Source organism: Frankia sp. R82 (assembly GCF_023716925.1).
Classification (GTDB): Bacteria; Actinomycetota; Actinomycetes; order Frankiales; family Frankiaceae; genus Frankia.
The window spans coordinates 1-14,170 of record NZ_JAMQQG010000065.1 but is presented as its reverse complement, the minus strand read 5'-3'; the positions used below and the strand labels follow the sequence as shown (position 1 = coordinate 14,170).

The 14,170-nt window shown below is 73.2% G+C and carries 10 protein-coding genes; 3 read left to right on the top strand and 7 right to left on the bottom strand.

Annotated elements, in window-relative coordinates; translation table 11 throughout:
* Positions 1-654: 654 nt before the first annotated feature.
* On the top strand, positions 655-3,207 hold the full coding sequence (gene pepN, locus ND747_RS13600) for an aminopeptidase N (RefSeq protein ID WP_251733894.1): 2,553 nt from the start codon (positions 655-657) through the stop codon (positions 3,205-3,207).
* Positions 3,208-3,315: 108 nt separating this feature from the next.
* Here pepN and ND747_RS13595 read toward each other — a convergent pair whose 3' ends face one another.
* The 6 genes from ND747_RS13595 to ND747_RS13570 form a co-directional block, all read right to left on the bottom strand.
* The gene (locus ND747_RS13595; protein ID WP_251733893.1) at positions 3,316-3,756 is read right to left on the bottom strand and encodes a DUF5130 family protein; all 441 of its coding nucleotides are present in this window, start codon (positions 3,754-3,756) and stop codon (positions 3,316-3,318) included.
* The gene (locus ND747_RS13590) at positions 3,743-4,114 is read right to left on the bottom strand and encodes a hypothetical protein (RefSeq protein WP_251733892.1); all 372 of its coding nucleotides are present in this window, start codon (positions 4,112-4,114) and stop codon (positions 3,743-3,745) included. The genes ND747_RS13595 and ND747_RS13590 overlap by 14 nt, the downstream gene beginning before the upstream one ends.
* A gap of 10 nt (positions 4,115-4,124) precedes the next feature.
* Positions 4,125-6,764 carry a 4-alpha-glucanotransferase gene (malQ, locus tag ND747_RS13585; protein WP_251733891.1) on the bottom strand — a complete coding sequence of 880 codons (2,640 nt, stop codon included), beginning with the start codon at positions 6,762-6,764 and terminating at the stop codon, positions 4,125-4,127.
* On the bottom strand, positions 6,680-8,320 hold the full coding sequence (locus ND747_RS13580) for a HAMP domain-containing sensor histidine kinase (RefSeq protein WP_251733896.1): 1,641 nt from the start codon (positions 8,318-8,320) through the stop codon (positions 6,680-6,682). The genes malQ and ND747_RS13580 overlap by 85 nt, the downstream gene beginning before the upstream one ends.
* Positions 8,321-8,577: 257 nt before the next feature.
* Positions 8,578-9,315, bottom strand: coding sequence for a response regulator transcription factor (locus ND747_RS13575; RefSeq protein ID WP_251733890.1), 738 nt, complete (start codon positions 9,313-9,315; stop codon positions 8,578-8,580).
* A 162-nt stretch (positions 9,316-9,477) separates the two neighbouring features.
* Positions 9,478-10,719 carry a mechanosensitive ion channel family protein gene (locus tag ND747_RS13570; RefSeq protein WP_251733895.1) on the bottom strand — a complete coding sequence of 414 codons (1,242 nt, stop codon included), beginning with the start codon at positions 10,717-10,719 and terminating at the stop codon, positions 9,478-9,480.
* Positions 10,720-11,144: 425 nt separating this feature from the next.
* On the opposite strand from ND747_RS13570, the gene ND747_RS13565 reads away from it, so the two are divergent.
* Entirely contained in the window at positions 11,145-11,660 is a 516-nt protein-coding gene (locus tag ND747_RS13565) for an HNH endonuclease (protein WP_251733889.1), read from the top strand.
* Positions 11,661-11,717: 57 nt separating this feature from the next.
* Positions 11,718-13,337: an SDR family oxidoreductase gene (locus tag ND747_RS13560; RefSeq protein ID WP_251733888.1), complete on the top strand. Its 1,620-nt coding sequence runs from the start codon at positions 11,718-11,720 to the stop codon at positions 13,335-13,337.
* Between the two features lie 77 nt (positions 13,338-13,414).
* On the opposite strand, the gene ND747_RS13555 is transcribed toward ND747_RS13560, so the two are convergent.
* A partial coding sequence (locus tag ND747_RS13555) for an ATP-binding protein (protein ID WP_251733887.1) occupies positions 13,415-14,170 on the bottom strand: 756 nt, incomplete at its 5' end.

Here is a 14,170-nt window from a genome sequence, read left to right as displayed (position 1 = left end):
GGTCCGGCCCGGATGGCCGGCCCGCGCCGCGGCTCGCAGTTCCCGCAGCCGGCGCGGCAGCAGGCCGCCGCGCGCGGGCGCACCGGATGGCGGCGAACCGGACGAGGGTGCGCCGGCTGAAGCCGGCCCGGACGGCGAGACCCCCGGCGGAGAGACACCCGGCGGAGAGGCACCGGCCGGAGAGGCCGCGGGACCGGCCGCGGGCGTGCCGGAGCCAGCCACGGGGTCGGCCGCAGAGGCAGCCACCGAGGCAGCCACCGAGGCAGCCGCAGCAGAACGTGCCCGCACCGACACACGGCCGAGTCCTGCGACCCGCTTCACCCGCGCTCCCTCCCGGCACCGTCCGTGCGGCGCCGCCGACCCGCTGCGCGGACCCTGCTGCCCGCCCGCTGTGTGAGCCTGGCGTCCGCCCGCCGCGCGGGAGATGTCGCCATCGTGCCGTACCAGCCTCGCCGACGGGAGCGGCGGGGCGCGAAACCCGACAATTCACGGCGGTCGCGGGCGGTGTACCGGCCACGGAGGGTCTGCCGGCGGGGTCCGGGCCCGACCGTGACGTGCGAGACTGGGCCTCGGTGTGAGCCGCGTCGACTGGCGCCGGCCAACGTCCGAACAAGCTGCGAGCCGACGCGCAAGCGGCAAGCTGAGAGGAACCGGGTGCCCAACAATCTCACCCGCGACGAGGCGCGCGAGCGCGCCCGCCTGCTCAACGTGGCGTCCTACGACGTCGAACTCGACCTGACGACGGGCCCGGAGCACTTCCGCACGTCGACGCGGGTCATCTTCACCAGCACCGAGCCGGGGGCGTCGACGTTCATCGAGCTCGCGGCCGCCGGCCTCGACGAGGTCGTGCTCAACGGCCGGGCGCTCGACCCCGCCGACGTCTTCGACGGGGAGCGGATCCGCCTCGACGGCCTCGCCGAGGCCAACAACCTGCGCGTCGTCGGCACCGGCGTCTACTCGCGCACCGGCGAGGGGCTGCACCGGTTCGTCGACCCGGTGGACGACGCGGTCTACCTCTACACCCAGTTCGAGACGTACGACGCGCACCGGATGTACGCCTGTTTTGACCAGCCCGACCTCAAGGCCACGTTCACCCTGACGGTGACGGTGCCGGCCGACTGGTCGGCGATCTCGGGTGGCGCGGTGGCCGCGACCGCCGAGGCTGCCCTCGGGGTGCGCACGATCCGTTTCCTCGAGACGCCGGTGATGTCGACCTACATCACGGCCCTGGTCGCCGGCCCGTACCACGAGGTGCGCGACCACCATGACGGCATCGACCTGGGGCTGTTCTGCCGCCGTTCGCTGGCCGAACACCTCGACCCCGGCGAGCTGTTCGAGATCACCAAGGCCGGCTTCGACTTCTACCACCGGGTGTTCGACTACCGCTACCCGTTCGGCAAGTACGACCAGTTGTTCGTGCCGGAGTTCAACGCGGGTGCGATGGAGAACGCCGGCTGCGTCACCTTCCTGGAGGAGTACGTCTTCCGGGCGAAGGTGACCGAGGCCCGTCGCGAGCGGCGCGCCGAGACGATCCTGCACGAGATGGCGCACATGTGGTTCGGCGATCTGGTCACCATGCGCTGGTGGGACGACCTGTGGCTGAACGAGTCGTTCGCGACCTACATGTCGGTGCTGGCGCAGGTCACCTCCACCCGGTTCACCAACGGGTGGACGACGTTCGCCAACGCCGAGAAGGGCTGGGCATACCGCCAGGACCAGCTCTCCTCGACCCATCCGATCGTCGCCGACGCCCCCGACATGGACGCGGTGCGCACCAACTTCGACGGCATCACCTACGCCAAGGGCGCGAGCGTGCTCAAGCAGCTCGTCGCCTGGGTCGGCCAGGAGGAGTTCCTCGCCGGCCTGCGGTCGTACTTCCGCCGCTACGAGTACGCGAACACGTCGCTGCGGGACCTGCTCGACGAGCTGGAGAACGCCTCCGGGCGCGATCTGTCCGCCTGGTCGGGCGCCTGGCTGGAAACAACCGGCGTCAACACGCTGCGCCCACGGTTCTCCACCGACTCCTCGGGTCTGTTCACCTCGTTCGACGTCGTGCAGGAGCCGGCCAGCGCCCCGCCGACCGCGTCGCGCACGTTGCGCCCGCACCGCCTGGCCATCGGTCTGTACGACCGGGACGCCCACGGTGCGCTGGTCCGGCGGGAGCGGGTCGAGCTCGACGTCACCGGCGAGCTCACCGAGGTGCCGAAGATCGTCGGAGCCCGCCAGCCGGATCTGGTGCTGCTCAACGACGACGACCTCACCTTCGCCAAGGTCCGCCTCGACCCGCGGTCGCTGGCCACCCTGGTCGAGTCGATCGGGTCGATCACCCAGAGTCTGCCCCGGACGCTGTGCTGGGCGGCGGCGTGGGACATGACCCGCGACGCGGAACTGGCCGCCCGGGACTACGTCCGCCTCGTGCTGTCCGGGGTGAGCGCCGAGGACGACATCGGCGTGGTGCAGTCGCTGCTGGCCAAGGCGGACCTCACCATCGACGCCTACGGCGACCCGGCGAACCGGGCCGCGGCGCTGCGCTCGCTCACCGAGCGGGCCGAGGAGCTGGCCCGCGCCGCCGCGCCGGGCAGTGACCTGCAGCTGGTGTTCACCACGACGTTCGCCCGGGCGGAGAACCCCGAGCAGGTCGCCCGGGTGCGGGCCCTGTTCGAGGGCACCGACGTCCTGGACGGTCTGGTGGTCGACACCGAGCTGCGCTGGACGCTGCTCACCCAGCTGGTCGCCCGCGGGGTGTACGGCGACGCCGAGATCGACGCGGAGCTCGCCCGCGACCGCACCGCCACCGGCGAGAAGCGCGCCGCGACCGCCCGCGCGGCCCGGCCCACCGCCGAGGCGAAGGCCGCGGCCTGGTCGGCGGTGATGGACTCGGCGACCCTGTCGAACCATCTGGCCGTGGCGACGATGAGCGGGTTCTGGATCTCCGACCAGCAGGAGATCACCCGGCCCTACGTGGACCGGTTCTTCGCCGAGATCGGCGACATCTGGACGTCGCGCAGCTTCGACACGGCCGCGACGATCAGCCAGATGCTGTTCCCGTCGTCGGTCATCTCCCCCGAGACGGTGGCGAAGGTCGACGCCTACCTGGCCGAGCGCGACCCGACCCCGCCGCTGCGCCGCGCCCTGCTCGAGGGCCGCGACGGCCTGGTCCGCGCGCTCGCGGCCCGAGCGAAGGACACCGCTGCAGCAGCGGAATAGCCCGCCCTGACCAGGTGACTGATGGTCGGCGGGAAGCCGTCCGTCCGGGTCCCGCAGGTTCGTCCCGATGGGGGTGGGCCTGCGGGACGGCCGGGTGGGCTGCCTGTCTCAGTGCCTGGCCGGACTACCCGCCGAGGCTGAGGAGGAGGACGGGCGCAGGGCCGCCGGGGTGGTGGCGACGGGGCCGGCGGCCTCGGCGAGCTGGCGGATGCCGGAGGTCAGGCCGCCGACCAGGTCGCCGAGGGAGAAGCTGGACGTCATCGAGAGCGCCGCGAGGTTCGAGGCGGCGTTGCTGATCCGTTTGCGGGCCGCCGGGGTGGTCGAGATCCGCAGGATCCGCTGTCCCGGCGAGACCACGATCAGGACGGCCGGCTCCCGCGCCGGGTCGGCCACCAGGGTGGACAGGGTCCGCTCGGCGGCCAGGCGTGCGTCGCCGCGCATCGCGCCGACCCGCAGGGTGAACGGGATGCCGCTGTGCTTCTCGGCCTGTTCCAGCGCCCGGTCCAGCCGTTCGAGCTGCTCGGGGCTGAACGCCTCACCAGTTGCCACTGGCTCCACCTGCTCCCGGCACCGCTTTCTCCTCGCGGGCGCCCTCGAGCTCCTCGGGACGGGTGCCGACCCAGACGTCGTCGTGCTCCCAGGCCTGGCCCGGCCGGTAGCGGGCCGGGCCGCCGCGGCGGCTCGACCACGCGGCCAGCAGGATCGCGATGAGGAATCCGCCGACGATGGTGCCGCCGTAGATACCCCAGGTCTGCAGGACCGTCAACGGGTCGGGGTTGTACCTCGTCCCGATCTCTGCGGCCGACGCCGTCGCGGCGAACACCGCAACGGTGAACATCGCAAGGCCGGCGACCGTGAGCACCCGGCGGGATGCGGCGCCCCTGGGCCGCGGTGGACGTGGAGTCACGCAGCGAAGGTTACCGGGAAGTGGTGCCCGGGTCCTCCGACAGGGGTACCTCCCGACCCCGACCGGTGGTGAGTTCGGACTCTCCCTCCCCGGCGCCCACCCCGACCTCGGCGCCCGCCCGGACCTCGGCGCCGCCCCGGACCTCGTTGAGCAGCGCCCCCAGCCGGGCCACGGCCGGTTCGGCCAGCAGCCGTTCGAGGGTGACCTCCGCGCCCTCGCCGTCGCGCACCGGCAGCCGCCAGTTCGGGTAGGCATCGGTCGTGCCGGGCAGGTTCGGCTGGTGCCGATCGCCGAGTGCGTCGCCGGGTGCGGCGAGCACGACCTGACACGGCGAGCGCACCAGCAGCCGGTGCATACCCAGCACGTAGTCGTCGAGTTCCGCCGGTGGGAACGCCTCCCCCACCCCGGGTGATGCCGGCATGGCCGGCGGCACGGACCCGGCCGGCTCCCCCACCGCGGGCGGCACGGCGCCAGCACCAGCCGGGTCCACGGGCGCGGGCCTCGGGCCAGAGGAGCTCGCGTCAGGAGAGCTCGGGTCGCGGGAGAGCAGGCCCTCGGTGCGCAGCAGGGCCAGCAGAGCGTCCCGGTCGGCCTGCCACGCCTCGGCCTCGGCCTGTTCGGAGCGGCCGAGCAGGCCCAGGCTCGCCCGCAGGCGCACATGCTCGCCCTCCAGGTAGCCGGCGGCCGTCGGCAGGTCATGGGTGGTGAGGCTGGCCATGGTGGCGGCCCGGTAGCGGGCCGGCGGCCGGGGGTTGCCGTCGGCGTCCTGCTCGAACCACAGCACCGAGGAGCCGAGCACGCCGGCCGCGTCCAGCGTCGTGGCCATGGACGGTTCGACGGTGCCCAGATCCTCACCGACGACGAGCGCGTCGGCCCGCGCGGCCTCGAGCGCGATGAGTCCGAGCATCGCCCGCGCGTCATAGCGGACGTAGGTGCCGCGGGCGGCGCCGGCGCCCCGCGGGATCCACCACAGTCGGAACAGCCCGAGAATATGGTCCACCCGCAGTCCGCCACCGCGGCGCAGCACCGCGGCGACCATCTGCCGCAGCGGCGCATAGCCGGCCTCGGCCAGCGCCTGCGGTCGCCAGGGCGGCAGCCCCCAGTCCTGACCCTGCTGGTTGAACGAGTCCGGCGGCGCACCCACGGTCGCTTCCACGGCGAGAACGTCCTGCAGCGCCCAGGCATCGGCGCCGCCCGCATCGACGCCGACGGCCAGGTCGTGCACGATGCCGGCCGCCATCCCGGCGGCACGGGCCGTGGCCTGTGCGGCGGCGAGCTGTTCGTCGCAGCGACGTTGCAGCCAGCTGTGGAAGGCGATCCGCTCGGCGAGTTCGACCCGGGCGGCGGCCACGGCGGGGGTGTTCGGCCGGGCGAGCTCCACCGGCCAGGCCCGCCAGTCCGGCCCGTGCCGTTCGGCGAGCGCGCACCAGGTGGCGAAGTCCGCAAGATCCGCCTCGGCATCGCCCGCATCGACGCGGGCCGCCGGGCCGCCGTCTGCCGCGGAGCCAGCAGGAACGGACGAGCCAGCAGAGACGGCGGGATCGGCGGGACGGGTGGTGGCGAACAGCAGTTCCAGGGCGGCGAGCTTGGCCTGCCACACGGCGTTGCGGTCGAGCAGACCGCCGGGGCGGCCTTCGCGGCGGGCCCGGGCGGCCAGATCGTCGACCGCGGACCGGGTGCGGGCGTCGGCCCGGGCGTACTCGGGGGTGGCCTGCGGACGCAGGTACAGGGGCGCGGCGAAGCGCCGGCTGACCGGCGAGTACGGCGAGTCGGCGACCGGCAGGGTCGGTGCGGCGGCGTGCAGCGGATTGACCAGCAGCACGTCGGCTCCGGCCGCGCCGGACCAGGCGGCCAGTTCGGCGAGGTCGCTGTAGTCACCCATGCCCCAGCCCTGTGCCGAGCGCAGGGCGTAGAGCTGGATCATCCATCCCCACGCCCGCCAGTGCGGCCCGCGCTCCCGCAGGGCCGCCGGCCCCGGCACCACGTCCGGCACGGCGATGACCGGGCAGCGCAACCGGCGGTCCCCGGCCCTGACCCACAGGACATGATCGCCCAGCGGCAGTCCGGCCGGCAGGGAGATCAGCCGGGCCGCCCACGGCGCACCGTCGAGCTCTCGCCGTTGCCGTGGGGCACCCGGTGGCGCCAGCGCCACCCGTGCGCCGGACTCCAGCTCCACCTCGGCGTGGACGTCCACGCCGACCGGCAGGTACACCGTGACCGGGTCCGGCGTGGTCGCGGACACGACGGCGCAGGGCGGCAGGTGTCGACGCCACCGGGTGTCATGCAGGTGGGCGAGGGCGGCGCCCGGGTCGCTCGGGTCGACCCCGAGCAGGCCCAGTACCGCGCGGACGGTGTCCGCGGCGATGTGCACCGGCTGGTCCCCGGCGTCGGTGTACCTCACCGCCACGCCGCAGGCCTCGGCCAACGCGACCAGATCGGCCGGAAGGGCGGATTCGACCGCAAGGGCCGGGTCGGTCGGGGTCTCCGGGCTGGTCGGGGTCTCCGGGCTGGTCGGGGCTGCGGGTGCAGGGCGGGCTGGGGGTCGGGGGGCGGCGTCGTCTGGGCTCACACCGGAGGATTCTCGCCTCGGCCCGATGAGGCGTCGCCCCCCTGCCCGGGCTGGGGCGGCTCGAGCACCGGTCGGCTCCATGGCGAAAGCCGGTCCGACCGGCCCGGAGCGGGTGGGCTGGTCAGGGGCAGGCCGGGCGCGGACGGCCCGGGGGCAGGCGGCGCAGGGGGGAACGGCGCGAGGACGGGGACCCCCGGGACGGGCGGGGTGTAGGCGTCCTGGAGGTCGAAGGCCGAGGCAGGCCCGGCGGGCGGTAGCCACATCCGCAGCCGGGCGCCACCGCCGGGGGCGGACTCGGCCCGCACCCAGCCGCCGTGGGTGGCCACCGCGTCGGCGACGATGGCCAGGCCCAGGCCCGAGCCGGGCAGTCCACGGGCGGAGGTGGCCCGGTAGAACCGGTCGAAGACCTGTACCTGGTCCTCGGGCGCGATCCCGGGTCCCTCGTCGGTCACGGTGACCTCGGTGCCCTGGCAACGGATGCGCACGACCGAGGTGGGCGGGGAGAACTTCACGGCGTTGTCCAGCAGGTTCGTCACGGCGCGTTCCAGCAGGTTCGCCCGGCCGTTGACCGCATGCCAACCCGCGACACCGACACCGACACCGACACCGACGGCCGATCCGACGGCTGGTCCGGCGGTGGGATCGGCACCGTCCCCGTCGATCTCGACCTCGATGAGGATGCCCTTGCCGTTGGCCCGTCGCCGGGCCCGTTCGGCGGCGGCCCGGACGATGTCGGCCAGGTCGAGTCGTTCCACCTCGTCGGCGGGAACCTCGTCCCGGGCGAGTTCGACGAGCTCGCTGACCAGGCCGGACAGTTCACGCATCTGGGCGTCCACGTCGCGCAGCAGGGCCTGGCGGTCGGCCGCGGGCAGGGCGCGGTGCGGGTTGGCCTCGGCTCGCAGCAGCAGCTCGATGTTGGTGCGCAGGCTGGTCAGGGGGGTGCGCAGCTCGTGGCTGGCATCGTCGACCAGCTGGCGCTGGCGGGCCCGGGAGGCTTCCAGCGCCCGCAGCATGCTGTTGAGGCTTTCGGCCAGCCGGGCGATCTCGTCGGTGCCGATGACCGGGATCAGGGCGGACAGGTTCTGCGTGCGGGCGACCTCCTCGGCGGCGGCCGCCGCGGCGTCGACGGGTTTGAGCGCGGCCCGCGCGACGATCCGCCCGGCGAGAGCCGAACCCACCACCCCGACCACGCCGACGACGAGCAGCACCAGTCCGAGGTCGCGCAGCGTGCGGTCGACGTCGGTGGTGGGCCGGGCCAGCTGCAGGGCGGCGGCGACCGCGGGGCGTTGCAACGGGACGGTGACCAGCCGGTAGGACTGGCCGGCCACGGTGATGGTGTGCAGGTTCTGGGTGCGCGCCCGGCGGGCGACCTCGGCGTCGGCGACGCTCACCGGCAGCGGCACCCGGTTCCAGGGCGAAACCGCGTTTTCCAGCGGGTTGCCGGCGGCGTCGAGGAACTGGCCCTCCAGGCCGAAGCTGAAGGCCTGCACGCCGCTGCCGAGCGCGTTGGTCTGGATCGTGTCCGCCGACGCCTGGGCCTGTTCGACGAGCTGGTCGTCGATGGCGTTGTTCAGCACGATGCTGGTGGCGCCCAGCGACACCCCGGCGACCACCGCCACCGCCGCGGCCACCGCCATCCCGACCAGCAGCGCGAGGCGGGCCCGCAGCGTCAGGCGTCCCAACGGCGAGGACGGGCGAAGCGCCGAAGGCTGCCCGGCCCCGAACCGGCGGGCGAACCTCTTGTCCGCCGATCGCCCACGCCCGGCGGTGCCGGCGGCAGACGGCCCGTCGAGCCCGACCTGACCGAAACCTGGCTGGCCGAAACCCGGCTGGCCGGGCGGGATCGGCCGTCCCCAGGCCGGTGCGGGAACGGCGCCCGGGGAGGGCGCCGCGCTCACGTACGGTCCCCCGAGGGCTCGCGCAGCACATAGCCCACACCGCGGACGGTGTGCAGCAACCGCGGCTCGCCGCCCGCCTCCAGCTTGCGGCGCAGATAGCTCACGAAGACCTCGAGCGAGTTCGAGGTGGGGCCGAAGTCGTACCCCCAGACCCGCTCCATGATCGTTGAACGGGACAGGACCTGCCGCGGGTGACCGAGGAACAGCTCCAACAGCTCGAACTCCGTCTTGGTCAGGGTCAGCTCCCGCTCGCCGCGGTGCACCTGCCGGCTGACCTGGTCGAGGGCGACCCCGCCGTAGGACAGGACGCCGCCCGGCAGGGCACCTGACGATCCGGCCCCGCCGGAGGCGACGCTGGTCGCCCGGGCCGCGAGCGCCGCCCGGCGGATCAGCGCCCGCAGCCGGGCGAACAGTTCCTCGAGGGCGAACGGTTTGACCAGGTAGTCGTCAGCCCCGACGTCCAGCCCGCTGACCCGATCGGCCAGGCCGTCCCGGGCGGTGAGCATGAGCACCGGGACATCGTCGCCGCGGGCACGCAGCTGGCGGCAGGTCTCCAGCCCGTCCATCCGGGGCATCATGACATCGAGGATGACGATGTCGGGCTGGTCACGCTGGACCGCCGCGAGCGCGTCGAGGCCGTCGCCGGCCGTGGCCACCTCGTAGCCCTCGAACCGCAGCGAACGCTCCAGGGATTCCCGCACGGCCGCGTCGTCGTCCACCACCAGTACTCGCACGGTCCCAGTCTGCCCCCGCGGTCCGGGCCTGCGGCAATCCGCCGACCCGTCTCAGCAACACCTTTCGCGGTCTTCAGGCGGGCTTCAGCCCCGGACGACCCCCGGGTAACCCGGTCGTGACCCCGGATCCGGTACCACGACCGGGCGCCGCGGCCGGTCCGCTCAGATGCGGGACGTGCTCGGCGGGTCGATCCGCGGCCGGGGAACGTCCTCGGTGATGTCCGTCGAACCGGATCCGCCGGAACCGGCGGGCTGCGGCATGTCCTCGTCCGCCTCGTCGGCCGCGGTCGACTCCTCCTCGTCATCGTCGACGACGGTGACCTCGCTGCGCTGGACCGACCCGAGCGCGATGCCCTCACGGCTCAGCGCGTTGCGAACCCGCTCGCGCAGCTCGCGGGCGACGTCCCACTGTTTGAGCGGCAGGGTCTTGATCGCCACCCGCAGGGTGTAGCCGTCCGCGGTCATCGTCTCCATGCCCCACACCTCGGGCGCGTCGAGGATGACCGCGCTCCACTCGGCGTCCGACCACAGGCTGTCGGCGGTCCGGGCGAGCACCCGCTTGGCGGCCTCGACCTCGGTGTCGTAGTCGAGCGGAACGTCGAGCACGGTGCGGGCCCACTGCTGACTCTTGTTCCCGATCCGGGTGATCTCGCCATTGCGGACATACCAGACCGTGCCCTCCACGTCGCGCAAACGAGTCATGCGCAGGCTGACCGCCTCGACGGTGCCGGACACCGCGCCCACGTCGATGACATCCCCGACGCCGTACTGGTCCTCCAGCAGCATGAACATCCCCGACAGGAAGTCACGTACCAGGTTCTGGGCGCCGAATCCGACCGCGATTCCCAGCACTCCGGCGCTGGCGACGATCGGGGCGAGATTGATGCCCAGCTCGCCGAGGATGCTCAGAAATGCCAATCCGAACACGAAGACAGAGGTCACGCTGCGCAGCAGTGAACCGACTGTGGCGGCCCGCTGGCGGCGCCTTTCCATCAGGACGGTCGGATCACCGAACGCGCCGAGCAGCGTCCCGGCGCGCATCCCGCGAAACAGCCCGCCACCGTTGCCCGATCCGGCCCGTTCCGAGGTCCGGCGAATGAACCGGTGCAGCATCGCACGCACCAGGAAGGCAATGATCAGAATCAGCACGATGCGGATCGGAGTGCCGAGGAAGACCTCCGCCCCCGCGGCCAGGTAGTTGCTGTGCGTGGTGTTGTAGACGGTGCGGCACAACAGGCCGGGGTTGGTGCCGCAGGCGTCCCGCACGGCGTTCGCCACGCCCGCCAGCGAGACCAGCGGATCCGTGCTGACCGACGGACTGGGAGTGGGCACCGCGGTGACCGTCGCCGCCACGGTGGCAGGCGTGGCGGCGACGGTGGGGCTGGGCGAGCCGGACAGGAGCATGCCCAGTCCGGGAACGAGCGGGGCGGCCAGCAGGGACGAGGCGGGCGTCACGACGTGGGTCGACCTTCCTGTGCTGAGCTGACGGATGTCGCGCCGGTTCCCCGGGAGACGGCGATCAGCGATCAGTCTCGCCGATGGCGACCGCCCGCCGGCGCCCTACCCCCCGCGTAGGCGCCCTGACACCGATTCGGCCGCCATCGGGACCACGGTCGGCAAACCGTGGACGCTGAGTAACCAACATCCCGCCCAATGATCGGCGGAGAGTGACAAACGCCACCAGATATGTGCAGCGCCACGGCCCAAAACCCGATGACCATGCAAACACGCTCGCGTTCTGCCGCCGAAGACGGTTGACTGTCCATTGTCACCGGAGACGCTGGGCAGATCGGCCCGTAAAGGGCCCTCGGTGGGCAGGAGGTCGGCGCGTGGCAGAGGCGCTCGTTCTCAATGCCACGTACGAGCCTCTGTGCGTGGTGTCGCAAAGGCGCGCGCTCGTCCTGGTCCTCACGGACAAGGCCGTCATGGTCGAGTCCGCCGGCCAGGTTCTTCGGTCCGCGGCAACATCGGTCGATGTTCCCGTCGTGGTGCGGTTAGCCCGGTTCGTGCGGGTGCCCTATCGCTCCCAGGTTCCCCTCACCCGCAAGGGCGTGCTGGCCCGTGACCACCATCGGTGTGTCTACTGCAACGCGCCGGCAACATCACTCGACCACGTGATTCCCCGTTCCCGCGGGGGTCTGCACGTATGGGAGAACGTCGTGGCGGCCTGCGGTCGCTGCAACCACGTCAAAGCCGACCGGGCTGTCGCCGATCTCGGCTGGCGGCTTCGCACGGCGCCTCGAGCGCCGAGCGGAGCCGCCTGGCGCATTCTGGGCTCCCGCCGGATGGATCCGCGCTGGTCGGCGTACCTGAGCGCGGACGTGACGGAGGCCGCCTCGGCGTGAGGCACCTCGCCGCGCCGGCCCGGGATTTTCGCTCCCGGCGCGGGGCAGGTAGCTGGGGTGCGCATTCTGGTGACCGGTGCGACCGGGTACATCGGCGGCCGGCTGGCCCCTCGTCTGCTCGACCGTGGCCATGACGTCCGGGCCATGACCCGCGATCCGGCCCGGCTGCGCGGCATCTCCTGGGCCGCACGAGCCGAGGTCGTCCGCGCCGACGCCCGCGAGCCGGAGACGCTCGGCCCGGCCCTAGCCCGGGTGGACGTCGCCTACTATCTCATCCACTCGATCGACGGTGGCGGAGATTTCTCCGCGGTGGACCGGCAGGCCGCGACCGCCTTCGCCGCCGCCTGCCGTGCGGCCGGCGTGCGGCGCATCATCTACCTCGGCGGCCTCGGCCCCCTCAGCGGCGCCGGCGGCGCCGGCTCCACCGGCGACACCGCCCTGGCCGGCGAGCCAGCCGGTCGGGACGGTCGGCTGTCGGAGCATCTGAGTTCACGCCACGAGGTGGCCCGCATCCTGCTCGACTCGGGCGTGCCCACCCTCGTCCTGCGGGCCGCGGTGATCATCGGCAGCGGCAGTGCCTCGTTCGAGATGCTGCGCTATCTCACCGAGCGCCTGCCGATGATGCTCACCCCGCGCTGGGTGCGCACGAAGATCCAGCCGATCTCGGTGCGCGACGTCCTGCACTACCTGATCGGCGCGCTCGAGGTGCCTGCGGACGTCCACGGCTCGTTCGACCTCGGCGGACCGGACGTGTTGACCTACGCCGAGATGATGCAGCGCTTCGCCGCGGTCGACGGACTGCGCCCACGCATCATCCTTGGTGTTCCGATGCTCTCCCCTGGCCTGTCATCCCTGTGGGTCGGGCTGATCACCCCGGTGCCCAAGGACATCGCCCGGCCGCTGGTGCGCTCGCTGCGCACCGAGGTGGTGGTGCGCGACGGTGGGGCGGTGCGCCGACTCATCCCGGACCCGCCGGACGGCCTGATGACCTTCGAGGCCGCCGCCACGCACGCGCTGGCCCGGGTCCGCGAGCGTGGCGTGGAGACCCGCTGGTCGACGGCGGTCTGGCCGGGCAGGTCGAGCCGGTCGGGCGGTGCCGGCGACACGCTGCCACCGGGAGAACCCGCACCGACCGACCCGCAGTGGAGCGGTGGCGCGCTGTTCGTCGACGAGCGCGAAAGCCAGGTCGCCGCCGCGCCGGAGCGGTTGTGGCGGGTCATCGAGGGGATCGGCGGGGAGAACGGCTGGTACTCGTGGCCGCTGGCCTGGTCGGCCCGCGGTTGGCTGGACACCCTGGTCGGTGGGGTCGGCCCGCGGCGCGGACGGCGCGATCCGGCGTCGGTGAACGTCGGGGAGGCGCTGGACTTCTGGCGGGTCGAGGAGATCGAGCCCGGACGGCTGCTGCGCCTGCGTGCCGAGATGAAACTGCCCGGTGATGCCTGGCTGGAGCTGCGTGCCCTCCCCGGCAGGGGGAACCCGGCCGGCGCGGCGCTCTACCGCCAGCGGGCGGTGTTCCGGCCGCGTGGGCTGAGCGGGCAGCTCTACTGGTGGGCGGTCAGCCCGTTCCACGCCATCGTCTTCGGCGGCATGCTGCGCAACATCGTCCGCGCGGCCGAAAGCGCGGATTCCACCGCCCAACGGGCCGACAGCCGCACCCCACCCCGTTCCGCCTCCTGACCCACGGCGGGTCACACGCGGTACCGCCGCCCGACCTCCAGGAACAGGGGATGTCCGACCCGGAACGCACCCGCCGGTCAGGACCAGCCCCGTCCCTGCAGCGGCGGGCCGCCGGGTCGACGACCGCCCTCGGACGGACCGTCGGGAGCCCGGCCCTCAAGCTGTGGTGGCTGTGACGGTTGCGGACCGCCCGGTTCGGCGTTCGGGAGTTCGGTGTCGAACCAGACCCGCTTGCCGTTGGCCGTGGTCTCCACCCCCCACGCCATCGACAGCGCCTCGACGAGCAGCAGACCCCAGCCGGACTCGGGGTCCGGCCGGTTGCTCGCCGCCGCGCCGGGACGGGGCAGGTAGGCACCCTCGCGGTCCTCGACGCTGACCCGCAGCCGGCCGGGCTCCAGGAACGCGCGCAGCACCAGGTCGCTGCGCGCGTGCAGGACCGCGTTCGTCACGACCTCGCTGACCAGCAACGTCACGTCCTCGACGGCGGCGATGCCGTAGTCGAGCAGGACGGCGCGGATCGCCGTGCGGGCCTGTCCGGACGACGCGGCCACAGCGGGCAGGGAAAGCTCCAGCAGCGGCGGGTTCACCGCGAGCGTGGTCAGGACGACCAACGCCGTGTCGTCGTCGGTACGACTGGGCAGGTCGGCGGCGAGCAGGCAGCGTTCGAGCAGGGACCGGGCGGTCTCCTGGGCGGGACCCTCGCCGGTGCCGTCGACGACGTCCGGGCCGAACCAGCTGCGCACGGCGAACGAGCCGCCGCGGGGCCGGCGCCGCCGTTCGACGCCGCCGGCCCGCTGCCGTTCTCCATCGCCGCGGGGGTTCTGATGGGCGAC